Genomic DNA, 20041 nt, shown 5'->3' with positions numbered 1-20041 from the left:
ATGACGGATACGTCTACCCAACACACCCGTACCACCATTCCGAACGACGAGTACGGTGCGGAAATCCACCCGAAGCACAGCTTCGCCCCCATCGAAAAGCAGGTGGAATCCTTCGGCAAGACCTTCACCCTACAGGTGCCGGAGACCGAGGTGCAGCTGGACGATTCCCCTACCGGCCCGAACGCGCCGCAGAAGCTCTACCGCACACGTGGCCCGTGGGCCGAGCCGACAGAGGGGCTAGAGGCTCTGCGCAGCGAGTGGATCGAAGCTCGCGGCGATGTGGAGGCCTACGAGGGCCGGCGCCGCAACCTGTTGGACGACGGTAACCGCGCCCTCAAGCGTGGCGAGGCCGGCGACGAGTGGAAGGGTATAAGCCGCGAGACACTGCGGGCCAAAGACGGCAAGCGCGTAACCCAGATGCACTACGCCCGCCAGGGTATTATCACCCCGGAGATGGAATACGTCGCACTGCGCGAGCACTGCGACGTAGAAAAGGTGCGCGAGCAGGTTGCCTCCGGTAAGGCAATCATCCCGAACAACATCAACCACCCGGAGTCAGAGCCGATGATCATCGGCAATGCCTTCAACACGAAGATCAACGCCAATATCGGCAACTCCGCAGTGACCTCCTCCATCCGCGAAGAGGTGGACAAGCTGCGCTGGGCTACCCGCTGGGGCGCAGATACCGTGATGGATCTATCCACGGGCAACGACATTCACACCACCCGCGAGTGGATCATGCGCAACTCTCCGGTGCCGATCGGTACCGTGCCGATCTACCAGGCCCTTGAGAAGGTCGACGGCGTGGCCGAGGACCTGACCTGGGAAATCTTCCGCGATACCGTAATCGAGCAATGCGAGCAGGGCGTGGACTACATGACGATCCACGCCGGCGTGCGCCTGCCCTTCGTGCCGCTGACCACCAAGCGCGTGACCGGCATCGTTTCGCGCGGCGGTTCCATCATGGCCGGCTGGTGCCTAGCCCACCACAAGGAATCCTTCCTGTACGAGAACTTCGACGAGCTGTGCGAGATCTTCGCCAAGTACGACGTCGCGTTCTCGCTTGGCGATGGCCTGCGCCCCGGCTCCATCGCCGATGCCAACGACGCAGCCCAGTTCGCCGAGCTAAAGACCATCGGTGAGCTGACTCACCGCGCGTGGGAATACGACGTGCAGGTGATGGTCGAAGGCCCGGGCCATGTGCCGCTCAACATGGTGCAGGTCAACAACGAAAAGGAGCAGGAATGGTGCGGCGGCGCTCCGTTCTACACCCTGGGACCGCTGGTTACCGACATTGCTCCTGGCTACGATCACATCACCTCCGCCATCGGTGCGGCCAATATCGCGATGGGTGGTACGGCAATGCTGTGCTACGTCACCCCGAAGGAGCACCTCGGCTTGCCGAATAAGGACGACGTGAAGACCGGCGTGATCACCTACAAGGTCTCCGCCCACGCGGCGGACGTCGCAAAGGGCCACCCTGGTGCCCACGAGTGGGACGATGCAATGAGCAAGGCGCGCTTCGAATTCCGTTGGCACGACCAGTTCGCCCTGTCCCTGGACCCGGATACCGCCCAGTCCTACCACGACGAAACCCTGCCCGCGGAGCCGGCGAAGACCGCCCACTTCTGCTCGATGTGTGGCCCCAAGTTCTGTTCCATGCGCATTAGCCAGGACATCCGCGATGCATTTGGGGAGAAGATCGATGAGGCTCTGGCCACCGACCAGGAGCAGTCGCTAGTCAAGGACCTCGGCTTGCCTGGCTTCGGCCGCCAGAGCGTGGACGAAGAGGGCGTCACTAACGCCGAAGGCGAAGAAGAAATGGCCGAGGAGTTCCGTCGTGCGGGCTCCAAGCTCTACCTAAACCGGGACGAGGCCAAGGAAGTTTCCGAGGATCTGCAAAAGGAAGCAGCGGCGTACAGTGAGCGCTAACCAGCTGGACCTGCGGTGCTACCACGTGACGGGCGCACCGCGGGAGAAGGTCGTACAGGTTGCCGCGGCGGCAGCAGCCGGTGGCGCGGGCGTGATTCAAGTTCGCAGCAAGCCCATTAGCGTGCGCGATCTGACCGAGCTTGCTATCGACGTGGCGGCGGCGGTCGAGGAAGCCAATCCGGCAACGCGAGTGCTTATCGATGACCGCGTCGACGTAGCCGCCGCGCTCATGGGCGAACACCACATCCACGGCGTGCACATTGGCCAGGACGACCTAGATCCGCGCCTGGCACGGCAGGTTCTTGGCGAGGATGCGATCATCGGGTTGACCACCGGCACCCTCGAGCTTGTGCAGGGTGCTAACGAGTACGCCGAGGTGATCGACTACATCGGTGCTGGGCCGTTCCGCCCCACGCCCACGAAAACCTCTGCTCGAGCCCCGCTGGGGTTGGAAGGCTATCCCCCGCTCGTGGCAGCTTCGGCCGTTCCGGTGGTGGCGATTGGAGACGTCCAGGCTGCCGACGCCGAAGCGCTGGCCGAAACCGGTGTGGCTGGTGTCGCGATTGTGCGCGCGTTTATGGACTCCCACGATCCGTCTGCGCTGGCGACCACGGTTGTCCGAGCTTTCGACCGCGCGAATGCAGCCACAGGTTCACATGCATAATGCCGAGCACGCCATCATTGGCGCGGGAATCATCGGGCTTACCACCGCATTCGAGCTGGTGGATGCGGGTGTCGACCCACAGGAAATCGTGGTGATCGATCCCCACCCCATTAGCGGTGCCACTTTCGTGGCCGGCGGCATGCTGGCTCCGGTGGCGGAGGTGCAATACCGGCAAGAGCCGTTGTACCCGCTGATGGTTGCTTCGGGCGAGATGTTCCCTGATCTTCTGGCCAGGTTGAGTGCGAAAACCACCGCACCGACCGGGCATCGCCGGGAATCCACCCTGGTGGTGGGCGCCGACCGCGCCGATGGCGAGCACATCCGCGAGCTGCTGGCGCTACAGCAGAAACACGGCATGGATGCCCACGCGCTGCCACTTCGGCAAGCACGAAAGCTAGAGCCTGGGCTCAGCCCCCAGCTGGCCGCCGCAGTGGAAATCCCGGGCGATCATCAGATCAACCCGCGCATGTTCAGCGCGTGCCTGCTGGAATACCTGCAGCACGCCGGGGTTCGCTTTCTGTCCACGGCAGCAACGCGCATCGACGGCCAAAATGTGCAGCTTGCCGATGCCCAGGTTCTCACCGCAGACATGATCTACCTCTGCAACGGGCTGGGCGCCAAGAACGTGGATGGCTGGTTCGAGGGTGCCAATCCCCTAGCGCTACGGCCGGTGTTGGGTGACATGCTGCGGCTGCGGGTACCAGAAGAGCTAGCGCCAATCACCCGGGTGGTGCGCGCATTCGTGGAGGATCGGCCGGTGTATGTTATCCCCCGCACCGACGGCACCATCGCTATCGGTGCCACCAGCCGCGAGGACAACCGCAAGGGCCCGTCTGTGGACGGTGTGCACACGCTCCTTCGCGATGCCATCCGCGTGGTTCCGGGACTGGAGGATTGCGAGTTCATCGAAGCGATCGTTGGAGCCCGGCCTGGCACCCCCGATGATTTACCCTACCTGGGCAAAGTACGCGACGGGCTAGTGGTTTCCACCGGCTACTTCCGCCACGGAATCCTCCTGTCCGCCCTGGGAGCTAAGGTTGGTGCCCAGTTGGGAATGGGCACGTCCCCGAGGATGGATATCTCGGCCTGCGATCCGCTACGCCACGCCCGATAGCCAGACAAGAAAGGAATAAACACCATGGACTACACACTTAATGGCGAGCCCCGCCACAGCGATGGGCCGATCACCGTGGGCGCCATTGTAGAAGCAGAGACTGGCGAGGCCTCGCCAAAGGGCGCGGCCGTAGCCATCAATGGCGACGTAATCCCCGCCAGCAACTGGTCTCATGAGGTTACCGATGGCGACCAATTGGATATCCTCATCGCCGTACAGGGCGGTTAGGAATCTCCGATGCTTACTATTGCAAATAAACAATTCGATTCGCATCTAGTAATGGGAACCGGCGGGGCCAGCAGCCAGGACATGCTGGAGCAATCCCTGGTTGCCAGCGGTACGCAGCTCACCACCGTCGCCATGCGTCGGCACAGCGCTAAGAGTCCCAGTGGCGAGTCCATCTTCGAGCTCTTACAGCGGTTAAGCATTGACGTGCTGCCCAATACTGCGGGATGCCGCACCGCCCGCGATGCCGTGACCACCGCCAAGCTAGCCCGCGAGGCGCTGGGCACCAATTGGGTGAAGGTAGAGGTGATCGCGGATGATCGCACGCTTCTACCAGACGTGGTGGAGCTCGTGGATGCTTGCGAGATGCTGGTTGCTGAAGGATTCGTGGTGCTGGCATACACGAGTGACGATCCGGTCATCGCCAAGCGGCTAGAAGACGTGGGCGTGGATGCGGTGATGCCTTTGGGCTCGCCGATTGGTACGGGTCTGGGCATCCTGAACCCGCACAATATCGAGCTGATTTGTTCGCGCGCCCAGGTTCCCGTGCTGCTGGATGCCGGTGTGGGCACGGCCTCCGATGCGGCGCTGGCCATGGAGCTGGGCTGCGATGGCGTGCTTTTAGCCAGTGCCATCAACCGCTGCCAGGATCCCCTGGCGATGGCCTCTGCAATGAAATACGCCGTGGAAGGCGGCCGGTTGGCCCGCCAAGCGGGGCGCATTCCGAAAAGGCAGCACGCCGTGGCGTCATCATCGTTTGAAGGATTGGCGAGCTGGGAAGACAAGGTCCTGTAATGAGCCAACTGCCCCGCGAAGAGCTGCACAGAGTGGCCCGCCAGACTCTGTTGCCCGGTTTTGACATCGCCCAGCAGGAAGCGCTGCACGGCACCCATGTATTCGTCATCGGCGCTGGCGGATTGGGATGCCCCCTGATGCAGCAACTGGCTGCCGCCGGTGTGGGCGAGATTTCTGTGATCGACGACGACACGGTGGATCTCACCAATATCCACCGCCAGATCTTGTTCGGCGCCCAGGATGTGGGTAGATCCAAGGTGGACGTCGCCGCCGAAAAGCTCGAACAGCTGCAGCCCGGCATCGTGGTGCATGCGATTCGCGACCGCATTACCGCTGACAACGCCGTGGATTATCTCCGCGGAGTGGACATCCTGGTGGATGGTTCCGATACGTTTGCCACCAAGTTCTTGGCCGCCGATGCTGCGGAGATCACGGGTACCCCGCTGGTATGGGGCTCGGTGCTGCGATTTCGCGGCGACTGCGCAGTGTGGTGGTCTGGACCCGGTGCCGAATCGGGCGTGGGCATGCGGGACCTCTATCCCCTGCAACCCGATCCCGATTCCGTGCCGGATTGCGCCACCGCCGGCGTGCTGGGCGTGACCACCAGCGTGGTCGCGGGCCTGATGTCCACCGAGCTGATCCAGTTCGCCACCGGCATGAACCGCGAACGGGTTGGTCTGTTGAGCATCTACGATGCCCTAACTTCCTCCATCACTCACTTCCGCGTGCCCCACGACCCGGCACGTGAGCTAACCACACAGCTGCAGGACAACTACGGTGGCGCTGCCTGTGCCGTGCCGGGGGCCGAAGATGCCGCGGCGATGTTCGACGACCTGCGCGCCGGCGCCGTGGCCATCGATGTGCGCGAAGCCGGGGAGGCCGCCATTGATGATTTCTTTTTTGACGCCACCGCGAAGCATTACCACTTGCCGACCACCGTGTGGCAGGAAGATCCAGAGGCTGCGCGCTCCCTGCTCGATTCCCTGCAGGGCGCGGGGCTTAGCGACGCCTGGGTGTACTGCGCCTCCGGCAAGCGTTCGGCCAGCTTCATCTCGGCCTTCGCTGAGGAAGCCGAACAGCGTAACATTACGTTGCACAACGTTGCAGGTGGCATAAAGAGCCAGCCCGCCACATTCCACGGGATGCCGGAGCACTAGCTAGCGCAAAACATCCGAATATGACAAAGGGTCCTTGTCTTGCAGGAAGACAAGGACCTCTTGCAACTTCTAGGGATAGTGCTTCTCACCTTAGCGAGGCAGAGGGAGAAGTTGAGCCCCTCTGCCCCACCCGTGCCTTAAAGCAGGGATGGGACGTTAGCAACCAAGGAGAACAGATCCTTGGGATCGTCCGGGTTGGCAATGATGTCGATCTCGGACTCCAAGTCGGTGCCCTTGACGGAATCGCGCAGGTAACGCAGGGCGGAGAAGTCGTTGATGGCGAATCCGACGTCATCGAAAAGCGTGATCTGCTCATCGTCGTCGCGGCCGGTGGCTTGACTGGTGAGTACCTGGTAGAACTCCACAACCGGGAAGTCTTCCGGCTTCTGCTGGATTTCGCCCTCGATGCGGGTCTGCTCCGGGAATTCCACGAAGACCTTGGACTTGTCCAAAATGGAGCTCTCTAGCTCGGTCTTGCCTGGGCAGTCACCGCCGACTGCGTTGAGGTGTACGCCTGGGGCAACGTGGCGATCAGCAAGAATCTGGTTCTGAGCCTTGTCGGCGGTGCAGGTGGTAATGATATCTGCGCCCAGTACTGCCTCGTCGACGCTAGAGCAGGCGGTGATATTAAAGCCAAGTGGCTCCAAGTTACGCTTGAACTTTTCCACTGCCTCAGGGTCGATATCGTAAATGGTGATGTCCTCGATGCCCATGACGCCGCGGAAGCCCAGTGCCTGGAACTCGGACTGGGAGCCAGCACCAATCATCGCCATGCGCTTGGAGTCCTTGCGCGCAAGGTGCTTGCCCACCATGGCGGAGGTGGCGGCGGTGCGCAGCGCGGTAAGGAGGGTCATCTCTGCCTCGAAGGTGGGGTAACCATTGTCGACGTCAGCGATAACACCAAATGCGGTAACGGTCTGGTAACCGCGAGCAGGGTTGGACGGGTGGCCGTTGACGTACTTGAAGGAGTACTCCTTACCGTTAGAGGTAGGCATCAGCTCGATAACGCCAAACGGGGTGTGGGAGGCAACGCGCGGAATCTTGTCAAAGCGCTCCCATTCGCGGTAGTCAGCCTCGAGGTAATCCACCATTCCGGTAATGATGTTCTCTACGCCTTCGCGCTGAATCCAGCGCGCCATATTTTCGACGTCTACAAACTTAACAGCGTGGTTCATAAGAATTCCTTTCTTAGTTCTTGGAGTGAAGGTCTGTTTGTGGTGCGGCTGGGAAGCTGGAGGTTGGCAGGTGCTTTGCCTTCCTCTCCTCCGCAATAGTGCGGATCCGCTCGCGCCATGCAAACCACATTGCCACAAAGACCGGAATGAGCAGCACGGTCGATGCAAGCGCATAGGTTCCGATCGGATAATCAAAGGCCATCAGGATAATTACCAAGCCAATGAAGATCAGTACCGCCCAGTCTCCGCCTTGACCAAATGGTGAGCGGTACCCAGGACGAGTATAACGCCCACTCTTGGATAGTTGGATAAACCTCAGGTGAGATAGAGCAACCGCAGCCCACGAGGCTAGAGTGCCCAACGCAGCCAGGTTGAGGACGATTTCGAATGCCATCTCAGGCACGACATAGTTGAGGAAGACACCTGCCAAGCCCACCAGGGCTGCCATCACGATGCCGCCATAGGGCACGCCCGACTTGGACATACGGGCACCGAACTTCGGGCCCGAGCCAGAGGTAGACATGTTGTACATAATGCGGCCGGTGGAATACAGGCCAGCATTAAGCGAGGAAATAGCGGCTGTAATAACCACCAGCTGGAAGATTGGAGCGGCCACGCCAACGCCAAGGGACTCGAAGAAGGTCACAAAGGGCGACACTTCTGCCACGTAGTTGGTGTACGGCAGCACTAGGGTCAACAGCAGAACAGAGCCGAAGTAGAAGACCAAAATACGCAGGAGCACGTTGTTCACCGCGCGCGGGATGTGCTTTTCTACGTCCTTGGTCTCACCGGAGGTGGTACCCACCAGCTCGATACCTGCATAAGCAAAGACAACACCCTGGATGACAATCACGGCAGGTAGCAAGCCATTAGGCAGCCAGCCACCGGTACTAGAAATCAGGCTGAAGCCAGTCGGGTCTCCACTCGGATGACCAAAGATTAGAACACCGATGGCCACTAGCATAAAGATAATCAGAGCGACGATCTTAATCAGTGAAAACCAGTATTCCAGCTCACCGAAGATCTTCACCGAAAGCATGTTGAATACCAAGATGCTGCAGATGACGACGAGGGCAAGCGTCCACTGCGGTACCGAGTCAAGCCATGTTGTGTACTGGCTAAACCACTTGATGTAGATGGCCACCGCAGTACCATCCGCGACCAGAGTCATGGCCCAGTTTCCCCAGTACAGCCAGCCGGTAACAAACGCAGCCTTCTCGCCGTAGAACTCTCGAGCATAGGAGACGAAAGAGCCGGAGCTTGGGCGGTAGACGATGAGCTCGCCAAGGGATCGCAGGATTATGTAGCCGAAGAAACCACAGATGAGGTAAAGCACCGCTAGGAACGGGCCGGCGGTTTGCAGGCGGCTACCAGTACCCAAAAGAAGACCGGTACCAATCGCGGAACCGATGGCAATCATCTGTAGCTGGCGATTGCCCATCCCCTTTTGCAGGCCATGATCTTCCGATGCGAAAACCGCCTTCTCATTCTCGTGCGGCCCAGTACTAGACGGTGGAGAATTTTCAGTCATTTAGAGATCGTCCTTTCATTGGCAGGAATGCGTGTACTAGGTCTCATTCCTCGAAAAGACATTAACACAACACTATGTAACCCACGTCACCACTACCCCCAATTTGTTCAACAACACGGTTAGTACCTTGGGAATGGGCCGTTCTCCTACCCCCGTTGGTAAACATAAAAGAACCGCATGGCCGTAGACCATGCGGTAAAAAGAGGATTTCGCCGTTTATCGCAGCGGCTTCTGCGCCCACTCGCGCGCCGCGGCGGCATGCTGGCGGACGGTTTCGCGCTGCTCAGCAACGCGGACGCCGGCGGTTCCGCCTTTTGTTGTGCGGGAAGCAACGGCACCGTCGATGGTGAGGACCTCGCGCACCTCTGGGGTCAGTCGCTTGTCGACGCCCTTGAGTTCCTCATCAGTGAGGTCCACCAAGTCCACTCCCCGCTCTTCGGCGATGCGTACGCACGCGCCGGAAGCTTCGTGCGCTTCGCGGAAGGGCACGCCTTGGCGAACCATCCACTCGGCCAAGTCGGTGGCCAGGGTGAATCCGCGTGGCGCCAACTCGCGCATCCTGTCCTCATTGAAGGACAAGGTGGACACGAGCCCGGTCATCGACGGCAGCAGCAAGTTGAGCTGTGCTACCGAATCCACGATCGGTTCTTTGTCCTCTTGTAGGTCGCGGTTATAGGCCAGCGGCTGTGCCTTCAGCGTGGATAGCAAGCCAGTGAGGTTGCCAATCAGGCGCCCAGTCTTGCCGCGGGTAAGTTCCGGGATATCCGGGTTCTTCTTTTGCGGCATGATGGATGAGCCCGTGGACCATGCGTCGTCCAAGGTGACGTAGCCGTATTCCGGGGTGCACCAGTAGATGATCTCTTCTGCCAGCCTGGACATGTCAACGGCAATCTGTGCCAAGACAAAGGCCGTCTCCGAAGCGAAATCGCGTGAAGCGGTGCCATCCAAGGAGTTTTCAGCGGCTGAATCGAAGCCGAGTTCCGCCGCGATGGCCTCTGGATCAAGCTGCAGGGAGGAACCTGCGAGTGCACCCGAGCCATACGGGGATACGGCTAGCCGCTTATCCAAGTCCTGCAGGCGCTGAATATCGCGCAGCAGTGGTTGGGCGTGGCCCAGCAACTCGTGCGCAAGCAGGATGGGCTGCGCGGCCTGGGAGTGAGTTTTACCCGGCATGATGGCCTTGGGGTGCGCTGCGGCTTGATCCGCTAGGGCATCGACAAGCTCGGAGACCTGCAGTGCGGTATCGCGGATGGCATCGCGCACCCACATGCGAAAGAGCGTGGCGACCTGATCGTTGCGGGAACGTCCCGCGCGCAGGCGGCCGCCTACTTCGGGCCCGACGATGTCGATGAGGCCACGCTCCATGGCGCCGTGCACATCTTCATCGGTGGGCGCTGGGACAAATTCGCCCGAAGCTACCTTCTTCCCGAGCTCGGTGAGCCCGGAAAGCATGGTGTCGAGGTCGGCATCGGAAAGCAGCCCTGCCTTGTGCAGCACCTTGGCGTGCGCCTTCGAGGCGAGTACGTCGTAAGGGGCAAGCACCCAGTCAAAGTGGGTGGAAACCGAAAGGGCGAACATCGCCTCGGAAGGGCCGCCGGAGAAACGGCCGCCCCAGAGCGCGCCTTCGTTAGTCTTGTGTGGTTCCATCGGTGCCTATTTTTCTGCGCTGGTGGGGAAACCACCCTCGCGGTCACGCTGGTTGGAAATCTGGGTGGACAAGCCGTGCAACTGGACAAAGCCCTTTGCAGCGGTCTGGTCGAAGGTATCGCCGGTGTCGTAGGTAGCCAGATGGAAGGAGTACAGCGACTGGCCGGAGCGGCGGCCGGTGACGGTCGCAGTACCTGCGTGCAGGCTCAGGCGGATATCGCCGGTGACGTTCTCCTGGGATTCCTCGATGAAGGAATCCAGGGAACGCTTGAGCGGCGAGTGCCACAGGCCGTCATAGACCTCCTCGGACCACCGCGCATCCGTCAGGCGCTTGTAGCGCGCCAGCTCGCGCTCCACGGTGACATCCTCCAGCGCCTCGTGAGCCTGGATGAGCACCATGGCACCCGGTGCTTCGTAGACCTCGCGGGACTTAATGCCCACCAACCGGTCCTCCACCATGTCCAAGCGGCCGATGCCCTGGGCACCAGCACGGCGGTTGACCTCTTCGATGACCTGCAGCGGGGTCAACTTCTTGCCATCGACGGCAACCGGAACACCCTTCTCAAAGGAAATGATGATCTCATCCGGAGCATTGCCCAGGCCCGGGTCTTCCGTATATGCGTAGAGATCCTTTGTCGGTGGGTTCCACAGATCCTCCAGGAAGCCGGTTTCTACCGCACGGCCCCACAGGTTCTGGTCGATGGAAAATGGCGAGGCCGCCGATTGCTCAATGGGCAGGTTAATCTCTTCGGCAAAATCGATGGCCTTATCGCGGGTCCATGCATAATCACGCGCTGGGGCGACGATCTCTAGCGATGGATCCTGGGCGCGGAAGGACACCTCAAAACGCACCTGGTCATTGCCCTTACCGGTGCAACCGTGAGAAACGTGCGTTCCGCCGTGCTCCTGCGCGGCCTTTACGAGGTGCTTGGTAATAAGCGGACGGGAAATGGCAGATACCAGCGGGTACTGCTTCATGTACATGCCATTCGCCTTAATGGTGGGCACGCAGTATTGCTCCGCAAACTCATCTTTGGCGTCGATAACGATGGATTCCACCGCACCGCAATCGAGCGCACGCTGGCGTACGGACTCCATATCCTCGCCGTCCTGACCCAAGTCGAGGGAAACGGCAACGACATCGCCGCCGGTCATCTTTGCCAGGTATGGAATGGCTACCGAGGTATCGAGGCCACCGGAATAGGCCAAGACTACGCGTGCAGACATGCTAAGACTCCTTAATTAATTGAAAACAATTCGGTTAGTTAAATAATATACGAGCGGGTGTGAGAATGCCACAATTTATTAAATCCTCTGCGAGGTCAGCGTCTCCGCCAATTCTGCGCCGGTAACTCCCTCGCGCGCCAGCACAAAGATGGTGTCATCACCAGCGATGCACCCCACCACGTCATGCAGACCCACTCGGTCGATAAAGCTGGCGAGGTATTGCGCCGCGCCCGCTGGTGTGCGCAGCATCGCAATATTCATCGAGGAATCGTGGGAGACCACCAATTCATCCAACATGCGCCGCAGCTTCTCGCGCGGACCGCCCACCTGGTCTTCGAATTGCTCCAGCTCGCCGGCGACCATATAGTACGAGCGCCCGCCATCTCGCTTGACCTTTTTTGCTCCCAGCTCATCAAGATCTCGCGAGAGCGTGGCCTGCGTAATGTCGATGCCTTCTGCCAACAAGAGCTCCGATAATTGGACCTGGCTCGTGACGCGGTTGCGGTCCAGGATTTCCAAAATCTTTGCCTGCCGGGCAGTACGAGTGCTCGGGGTACTCATGGCTAGCTATTCTCCTTATTGATATCGAGCAACCACACCAGCAATGCCTTTTGGGCATGCAGGCGGTTTTCTGCTTCATCAAATACCCGGGACTGCGGTCCATCGATAACCTCTGTGGTCACCTCGTTTCCACGATAGGCCGGCAGGCAGTGCAAGAAAATCGCGTCCTTCTTTGCCTTTGCCATCACGTCTTTAGAGACCTGATACGGCAAGAACGGGGTGCGCCTGTCCTGCCCATCGTTTTCCTGTCCCATAGATACCCAGGTATCCGTTATTACCACATCAGCGCCGGACACTTCTTCCACATCATCGGTCACCGTCACATTGCCGCGCTGCCGTGCGCGCTCGACAAATTCGGGACGCGGTTGGAACCCTTCCGGTGAAACGATGGAAATATCCATGCCTGCGGTAGCAAAGCCAATCATATAAGAATTGGCCATATTATTATTGCCGTCCCCCAGATAAACCGCCTTGCGGCCTGTAAGGTCACCTAGGTTTTCCCGGCAGGTCAGGAGATCGGCCAGGATTTGGCAAGGATGCAGGTCATCAGAAAGCGCATTGACCAGCGGAGCCGTCGAAGTCTCCGCCATCTGCTCCAGGTTGTCGTGGGCATAAGTGCGCCAGACAATGGCCTCCACGTAGCGGGACAAGACCGCACCCGTATCCTGATAGGACTCGCCCTTACTCATATGAGTGCCAGAAGAATCAACGGTAATGGCGCTGCCGCCCATGTGCGCAATTCCGGTTTCAAAGGAAAAGCGGGTACGTGTAGATGTCTTATCAAAAAGGACGGCTACCGTCTTTGGCCCCTCCAACGGGCGCCGCGCGAACGGGTCGGCCTTGAGCTGGACCGCCAAATCGAGGACTTCCTTTTGTTCCTCTGGGCTCAGGTCATCATCGGCTAAAAAATGGCGCAAGTTCATACTAATTCCTCCACAACGGTGCGTAATTTTTCCAGGGCAGCATCGATTTCCTGCTGCGATATGATCAGCGGCGGGGTAAGGCGCAGGACGTTCTCGCTCGGGGCGTTGAGAATAATTCCCTGCGCGAATCCGCGCTTGACGGCCTCGCGAGCAACCGGTGCATTTAATACAACTCCGAGCATGAGACCGCGCCCGCGCACCTCGCTGACCCCGGGAATCTCCTTGACTTGCTGCGCCAAGTACTCGCCTTTGGCGGAGACCTCATTCAAGAACTCCTGATCCAGGGCATCGAGTACAACATTGGCCGCCGCACACGCCACGGGGTTTCCGCCAAAGGTGGTCCCGTGGGAACCTGGCTGGAATAAGTCCTTGGCGCGCCCACGGGTGATGGTGGCGCCGATGGGCAGTCCGGCACCCAACCCCTTGGCCATGGTGATGACATCGGGGGAAATTCCATCAAACTCGTGGGCAAAGAACTGCCCCGTGCGCCCAGCCCCGGCTTGGACCTCATCGACGATGAGCAAAATGCCGTGCTCATCGCATAACTCAGAAACGGCCCGCATAAAACCGGCAGGAGCAGGAATGACTCCGGTCTCGCCCTGAATGGGCTCGAAGATGATGGCGGCGGTATCCGCGGCGTCTTGCTCCACCAACTGGCGCAGGTAATCGATATCGCCGTAGGGGTAAAATTCCACGCCACTAGGCAGTGGGCGGAATGCCTTTTGCTTATCAGGCTGCCCAGTCATGGCCAAAGAGCCCATCGTGCGGCCGTGAAAACCATGGTGCGCAGCAAGGATGCGCCGCCTACCGGTCAGCCGCGCGAGCTTGAATGCGGCCTCGTTTGCCTCCGATCCGGAGTTGCAGAAAAATACGCGCGCCTCACTATCGCCCACCCGTTCAATCAGCTTTGCCCCAGCGTCTAGCACGGGTTGGGTGGCAAAAAGATTGGAGGTATGCACAAGGGTGCGGCTTTGCTTGGCAACAGCATCCGCTACCTCCGCATTGCCATAACCCAAGGAAGTAACGGCGATACCGGCCAGCAGGTCAATGTAGGTTTTCCCGTTTTCATCAGTAAGGGTGGCGCCCTCCCCGGACACCAAGCCGAGTGGTGGCTGGCCATAGGTATTGGCCAGCGTTTCTGACCACCGGCCGGTTAATGTTTCTTGCGCGTTCATGCGATATCGTCCTTCCTGAACACTGTGCCTTCGGGATAATCGTGCTTTTCGTAATCATCGGGCAGGACCATCGTTCCAATGCCGCCCGGGGTTAAAAGCTCAAGGAGCACGGAATGGCCTATTCGGCCGTCGATGACGTGCGCCGCGGAAACCCCGCCCTGCACGGCGTTGAGGCAGGATTCCATCTTGGGGATCATTCCGGAGCTCAGGCCGGGAAGCAGTCCGGTCAGTTCATCGCTTTCGATTTTGGAGACTAGGGAATCCTTATTCGGCCAGTCGGTATAAAGGCCTTCCACGTTGGTCAAAATGACCAGGCGTTCTGCTCCCAGTGCGCTCGCTAGCGCACCCGCGGCGCTATCGGCGTTGATGTTATACACCTCGCCATCAGATCCTGGCGCGATGGTAGAGACCACCGGGATGCGGCCGGCCTCGATGATGTCATTAACGGCTGCCGGATTGACCTCCACGATATCGCCCACCATGCCGATATCGGTTGCCTCTCCTTCTACCTCCACAAAGCGCTTGGTAGCGCGGAAAAGCCCAGCGTCTTCGCCACTTGTGCCCACGGCGTAGGGCCCGTGCGAGTTAATGAGGTTCACCAGACCGCGGCCGACTTGGCCAAAAAGGACCATGCGTACCACGTCCATGATTTCGGGCGAGGTGACGCGGAAACCGCCCTTAAACTCGCCTTCTATGCCGAGCTTCTCCAGCATGGAATTGATCTGCGGTCCGCCGCCGTGGACGACAACGGGCTTTGCCCCAATGGTGCGCAGAAACACCATATCCGCAGCAAAGGCTTCCTTGAGCTCCTCATCCACCATGGCGTTGCCGCCATACTTGACGACGACGATTTTATCGCGGAAGTGCTGCAGCCACGGCAAGGCTTCAGCCAGCACCGTAGCGCGTTCTTGATTATTTAATCCGGGAAACATTTCTCCTCCTAGGAGCTATACGCCGAGTTAATCTCAACGTAGGAGTAGGACAAGTCCGTGGTGCGGACGAACGCTGTACCCTCACCGCCGGTGCCGAGATCCACGCGGACATCAATATCCGCCCCGCTCAAGTCCACATCGCGGGCTCCGGACGCGCCCGTCGAGTGCACGCATACCGGCTGGTCATTGAAGTAGACGGAGATATTGTCTGGGTCCATGTCCGCATCCGCCATGCCGACGGCGGCCAATACCCTGCCCCAGTTGGGATCGGAGCCAAACATGGCGCACTTAAATAAATTGTCCCGACCCAGGGTGCGAGCGGCATTGAGCGCTTGCTCATCAGATCCCGTGCCTTCGACGGTGATCTTTACGCGCTTTGTCACTCCCTCAGCATCGGCTTGGAGCTGATCCGCAATATCCGCGCAGACCTCTAGGATTGCCTGGTCCAACTCTTCTGAGCTGGGCTGCACGCCGGAGGCCCCGGAAGCCATGACAATCACGGTGTCATTGGTAGAGGTCGAACCGTCCACGTCCAACGTATTAAACGTCTGTGCGCAGGCCTTCTCCAGCGAGCTTTGCAGGATAGCTGCGTCAGCGACGGCATCGGTAGTAATGCAGACCAACATCGTGGCTAGCGACGGCGCCATCATGCCAACGCCCTTGCCCATAGCGCCCACGGACCAACCATCGCCAGCACAAGCGGATTCCTTAGGAACGGTATCCGTGGTCATAATGGCAGTGGCGGCGTCTTTGCCGTGCTGAGGGGTAGTACCCACGTGGTTCACAACCTCCGCGATGCCCGCAAGCGCATTGTCCATGGGCAGCGGCTCACCGATGAGCCCGGTAGAACAGATGGCAATATCCTTCACAGCGATTAACGTGCCATGAGAAACGGCATCGACCATTGTGCGTGCATCGACATCGCCTTGCGCGCCATTGCACGCATTGGCATTGCCGGAGTTGATGACTACGGCACGCAACTGGCCATCCGCTACCGCCTCGCGGGAGACCTTAACGGGGGACGCCACCACGCGGTTGCGCGTGAACACTGCCGCTGCGTCCGAGCGCGGGCCTTCATTGATAATCAATGCCAAGTCCGACTTGCCGGAGGGCTTGATTCCGGCCTTTACCGCGCCGGCGCTAAATCCGGCGGGTCCGGTGATTCCTAGTGTAGTCATCATATTCTCCTCTTCTTAATGCGCAGCCCTACGGGGCGACTGCGGCTTGGGGCAATCCCAAAGTTTCTGTCCATCCCAATGCAAGGTTCATGCATTGCACGGCGGCACCGGCGGTACCCTTGCATAAATTGTCGAGCGCCGCGGTGATGATGAGGCGGTGGGAATTGTCATCGACGTGGATTTGGATATGCACCATGTTCGTACCCACCACGTTCTGGGTTTCCGGTTGCTGGCCTTCTGGCAGCACGAGGCAGAAGGGCTCATCAGCATAGAATTCCTCGAATGCGGTGCGCACCTGCTGCTTGCCGATGCCCCCTTTTAACTCCGCCGTAATCGTCGCCAGAATCCCACGGGTCATGGGTGCCAGCACTGGGGTGAAACTCACGGAAACCTCATCGTGGGAAAACGGTTGCAGGTTCTGCACGATTTCCGGGGTATGCCGGTGAGTGCCGCCTGGTTTATATGCCTTAACGTTTCCCATGGTCTCCGCGCCCAATTGCGCGACGGATGCCTTCTTTCCCGCTCCGGAGACGCCGGTAATAGCGATCACGGACAGGGCGGGCTCAACGAGCTCGCGGGCAATGGCGGGCAACGCCCCCAAGGTAATGGCCGTGGGGAAACAACCAGGCACGGCTACCCGGTTTGTACCTTTGAGGTTCGACCTATTATCAGGGATCTCCGGGATGCCGTACGGCCACTGCCCCGCATAATTCCCGCCGTAATAGGCAGCCCAATCACTCTCCTTGCGGAGCCGAAAGTCAGCGGCGCAATCGATGATGGTGACCTCACCGCCCAATTGCTCCGCCAGCCGCGCCGAGTGTCCGTGCGGCAAGCCCAAGAAGACGACGTCATGTCCCGCAAGTTCCTCGGGCGTGGTGTCAGCAATGACGCGATCCGCCAGCTGCGGGAGGTGCGGCATAATTTCTGCGACGCGCTGGCCCACTTGGGAATTTCCCGTCAAGGCACCAATGCGCAGGTCACCGGAGTGATAGGCAGGGTGGGATAGCAGCAGGCGCAGTATCTCTCCGCCGGCGTACCCTGTGGCCCCTGCCACTGCTACTGAAATCGTCATACGAGAAACTATAGCAAGAAATACGCTCCACTGTATGTTATTCAGTGAACTGAATTACTTTTCGCAGCTCATAGGGCATGAAAATAATTAAAAATCTGCATGAAAAAGCAGAACGGCGAAGACCCAAGACCCGAGTGGCTTATGTGCCACCAAAGTCTGGTTCTTCGCCATTTAATGCAAAAGGCTAGGCTTCTGGCCCGTCCTATGCTCGCATTTCTGCACCGAAGCGCTGCTTGGCCAATTCGGCTGCCGTCGTGCGGTGCTCGTTGACCTCTTCATCGGTCAAGGTACGGTCCGCAGCGCGGAATTGCAGCTGGAAGGCCAAGGACTTCTTGCCCTCACCCAATTGCTCACCGCGGAAGATATCAAACAGGTCGACCGACTCGATGAGGTCTCCTGCGCCCTCTTCCACCGTTGCGCGCACCTTTTCCGCTGGAATATCTTCATCCACCACCAGCGCGATGTCCTGGTGCAAGGCTGGGAATGCCGACAATACCGGCGCTGGGAAGCGCTCGGTCAGCGGCAGCGCGGTGATATCAAGCTCCATCGCGCACGTGCGCGGTGGCAGGTTGAGGGCTTCGAGCACCTGCGGATGCAATTCACCGGCATAGCCCACGATGTCATCTGTTCCTGCCACCTTGATGGCGGCGCACCGGCCTGGGTGCCATGGCAGGTGGTCCGCGGCTTCAACCTCGATATCCAGGCCAGCGGCGCGGGCCACCAAACGCGCGGATTCAATCGCGTCCGCGTAAGTGTAATCGCGGCCTTCGCCCCACGGGCCCTCGTGCTCCATCTTGCCGGTTGCAACGGTTGCCACGTGCAAGGGCTGTTCAGGAAGCGTGCGCAGGAGTTCTTCTACCACTTCATCACCAGGACGCTGTGCAACAGACGGCATGGGCGAAGATTCTGCGCGCTTGAAGGCCACCTGCTGCAAGCCATAGAGCGCCAGATCTTTGCGGCCGCGAGCAACATTGCGGCCCAAGGCCTCAAGCGTTGCGGGAAGCAAGGTCGTGGCCAAGATGGCTTTGTCAGATTCCAAGGGATTCTGCACGGCGACGGTATTGCGGCGGGCATCGTCAGCCGCAAGGCCCCACACATCAAAGGTGTCGTTTGCGATAAACGGCGTGGGCAAAACCTCTGCATAGCCGGCATAAGCCAAACCGTGGCCGATGGCGCGGCGGCGTTTTTGCGCTGGGGTCAAACCGCGACCGCCTGCCGGGGTGGGCAGAACGGTGGGGATATCTTCCAGGCCTTCCAGGCGCAGGACCTCCTCGATGAGGTCAACATCCATGGAAATATCGGTCCGCCACGTCGCGGGCGTGACCTGCAGAACCGAATCCGAACCTTCCTCGACCGTGCAGCCCACCTCTTTAAGGCGAGAGATAACGGTCTCGCGGGAGTATTCGACGCCGGCGTATTCACTCGGCTTTTCCGCACGCAAGCGAATGGCTTGGGGCTCGGCTACCTCTCCGACGAGGGTACGTCCCTTTTCCACCGTTCCGCCCGCGATGGAGTGCAACAATGCACACGCAATGTCGAGGGCCACCTCAACGATGGCTGGATCGACGCCACGCTCAAATCGGCGGGATGCCTCAGAGGAAAGCTTGTGGCGGCGAGAGGTACGGGCGACGGTAATGGGATCCCAGATAGCGGATTCGAAGTAGACATCCGTGGTCTGATCAGAAATCTCTGAGTGCGTGCCGCCCATAACACCGGCCAAAGATTGGATGCCGTTGTCATCGCAGATGACCACGTCCTCACCAGAGAGCTCGCGCGTGACGTGATCAAGGGTCTCAAACCTCTCGCCCTCTTGTGCATTGCGCACCGTGAGATCGCCCGCGACTTCATTGGCATCAAAGGCATGCATCGGGGTGCCCAAAAGCAACATGACGTAGTTGGTCACGTCCGTTGCCACATTGACGCTGCGCTGGCCGCACAGCATGAGCTCGCGCTCCATCCAAAATGGGGTGCGCGCTTGCGGATCGATGCCGGTTACCTTGCGCACGCCAAATCGCTGCGCCTTGGTTTCCTCGCGCAGATCGATGTTGAGAAGTGAACCTTCGACTTCTGGCACAGCAGAGGTATCGATTCCGGCTACTGCAGGGTCATCGGCGACGTCCTTAAACTTCAGATCAAAAGAGGAAGCAATTTCGCGGCTGAGGCCACGCGCAGATAATGCGTAGCCGCGGTCTGGGGTGATATTGACATCAAAATCGGTATCGGACAGGCCGATAGCTGGACGGGCATCTTCACCCACCATGTCCGCGACTTCCTCACCAAGCACGATGATTCCGTTTGCCTGCGCGCCCAGCCCCAGCTCAGCAGCGGAGCACATCATGCCGTTGGAGATATGATCATAGGTTTCGCGCGCAGCGATTTTGAAGCCACCGGGCAGCTCTGCTCCCGGCAAAGAGACAACTACGTAATCGTGCAGGCGGAAATTGCGGGCACCACAGATAATGCCTTGTAGCTCACCGGTGCCATTGGCCTGGCCGACGTTGACCTGGCAATACCGAATGGGCTTTTTGAACTGCGTGAGCTCCTCGATTTCTACGACCTGGCCAATGACCAACGGGCCAGTGGTCTCAGGGATCGGCTCATATCCTTCGGTTTCAAAGCCCACACGGACGAAACCAGAATCCATATCGGCAGCAGACACGCTCCAATTCGGATTGGAAGCACCAAGGATACGGGTAACCCAGTCTTGGGAAATAAGCATGCTGTATCTATCCT

17 protein-coding genes are annotated in these 20041 nt (G+C 59.5%); 6 read left to right on the top strand and 11 right to left on the bottom strand.

Going from position 1 to position 20041, the window contains the following annotated elements; all coding sequences use genetic code 11:
- The 6 genes from thiC to EL217_RS05555 are packed head-to-tail and all read left to right on the top strand — an operon-like array spanning position 1 to position 5887.
- Positions 1-1932, top strand: a complete 1932-nt coding sequence (gene thiC, locus EL217_RS05580; protein ID WP_126318971.1) for a phosphomethylpyrimidine synthase ThiC — start codon at positions 1-3, stop codon at positions 1930-1932.
- Positions 1922-2596, top strand: a complete 675-nt coding sequence (locus EL217_RS05575; RefSeq protein ID WP_126318969.1) for a thiamine phosphate synthase — start codon at positions 1922-1924, stop codon at positions 2594-2596. Before thiC ends, EL217_RS05575 begins: the two co-directional genes overlap by 11 nt.
- Positions 2589-3710, top strand: a complete 1122-nt coding sequence (gene thiO / locus EL217_RS05570; RefSeq protein WP_126318967.1) for a glycine oxidase ThiO — start codon at positions 2589-2591, stop codon at positions 3708-3710. Before EL217_RS05575 ends, thiO begins: the two co-directional genes overlap by 8 nt.
- 24 nt (positions 3711-3734) lie before the next feature.
- Entirely contained in the window at positions 3735-3938 is a 204-nt protein-coding gene (thiS, locus tag EL217_RS05565) for a sulfur carrier protein ThiS (protein ID WP_126318965.1), read from the top strand.
- Between the two features lie 9 nt (positions 3939-3947).
- Positions 3948-4730: a thiazole synthase gene (locus tag EL217_RS05560; protein ID WP_126318963.1), complete on the top strand. Its 783-nt coding sequence runs from the start codon at positions 3948-3950 to the stop codon at positions 4728-4730.
- On the top strand, positions 4730-5887 hold the full coding sequence (locus EL217_RS05555; RefSeq protein ID WP_126318961.1) for a ThiF family adenylyltransferase: 1158 nt from the start codon (positions 4730-4732) through the stop codon (positions 5885-5887). The genes EL217_RS05560 and EL217_RS05555 overlap by 1 nt, the downstream gene beginning before the upstream one ends.
- A gap of 137 nt (positions 5888-6024) precedes the next feature.
- Here EL217_RS05555 and EL217_RS05550 read toward each other — a convergent pair whose 3' ends face one another.
- The 11 genes from EL217_RS05550 to pheT form a co-directional block, all read right to left on the bottom strand.
- Entirely contained in the window at positions 6025-7062 is a 1038-nt protein-coding gene (locus EL217_RS05550) for an ornithine cyclodeaminase (protein ID WP_126318959.1), read from the bottom strand.
- A gap of 13 nt (positions 7063-7075) precedes the next feature.
- Complete coding sequence (locus EL217_RS05545; RefSeq protein WP_023017897.1) at positions 7076-8593, bottom strand: amino acid permease; 1518 nt, start codon at positions 8591-8593, stop codon at positions 7076-7078.
- A gap of 216 nt (positions 8594-8809) precedes the next feature.
- Positions 8810-10240 (bottom strand): argininosuccinate lyase, encoded by a 1431-nt coding sequence (gene argH / locus EL217_RS05540; protein ID WP_126318957.1) that lies wholly within the window; start codon positions 10238-10240, stop codon positions 8810-8812.
- 6 nt (positions 10241-10246) lie between these two features.
- Positions 10247-11467, bottom strand: coding sequence for an argininosuccinate synthase (locus EL217_RS05535; protein WP_126318955.1), 1221 nt, complete (start codon positions 11465-11467; stop codon positions 10247-10249).
- A 78-nt stretch (positions 11468-11545) separates the two neighbouring features.
- Positions 11546-12028, bottom strand: coding sequence for an arginine repressor (locus tag EL217_RS05530; RefSeq protein WP_005282729.1), 483 nt, complete (start codon positions 12026-12028; stop codon positions 11546-11548).
- Between the two features lie 2 nt (positions 12029-12030).
- On the bottom strand, positions 12031-12951 hold the full coding sequence (gene argF, locus EL217_RS05525) for an ornithine carbamoyltransferase (RefSeq protein WP_005282715.1): 921 nt from the start codon (positions 12949-12951) through the stop codon (positions 12031-12033).
- Entirely contained in the window at positions 12948-14126 is a 1179-nt protein-coding gene (locus EL217_RS05520) for an acetylornithine transaminase (protein ID WP_126318953.1), read from the bottom strand. The genes argF and EL217_RS05520 overlap by 4 nt, the downstream gene beginning before the upstream one ends.
- Positions 14123-15058: an acetylglutamate kinase gene (gene argB, locus EL217_RS05515; protein ID WP_005280334.1), complete on the bottom strand. Its 936-nt coding sequence runs from the start codon at positions 15056-15058 to the stop codon at positions 14123-14125. The genes EL217_RS05520 and argB overlap by 4 nt, the downstream gene beginning before the upstream one ends.
- Before the next feature lie 8 nt (positions 15059-15066).
- Positions 15067-16236: a bifunctional glutamate N-acetyltransferase/amino-acid acetyltransferase ArgJ gene (argJ, locus tag EL217_RS05510; RefSeq protein ID WP_172596744.1), complete on the bottom strand. Its 1170-nt coding sequence runs from the start codon at positions 16234-16236 to the stop codon at positions 15067-15069.
- 28 nt (positions 16237-16264) lie between these two features.
- Positions 16265-17308 carry an N-acetyl-gamma-glutamyl-phosphate reductase gene (argC, locus tag EL217_RS05505; protein WP_126318949.1) on the bottom strand — a complete coding sequence of 348 codons (1044 nt, stop codon included), beginning with the start codon at positions 17306-17308 and terminating at the stop codon, positions 16265-16267.
- Between the two features lie 202 nt (positions 17309-17510).
- Positions 17511-20027, bottom strand: a complete 2517-nt coding sequence (gene pheT, locus EL217_RS05500) for a phenylalanine--tRNA ligase subunit beta (protein ID WP_126318947.1) — start codon at positions 20025-20027, stop codon at positions 17511-17513.
- Positions 20028-20041 lie beyond the last annotated feature (14 nt).

The organism is Corynebacterium segmentosum (assembly GCF_900637825.1).
In the GTDB taxonomy this organism is placed as follows: domain Bacteria; phylum Actinomycetota; class Actinomycetes; order Mycobacteriales; family Mycobacteriaceae; genus Corynebacterium; species Corynebacterium accolens.
Note: the sequence above shows the minus strand (reverse complement) of the source record. Positions and strands in the feature narration are given on the sequence as shown.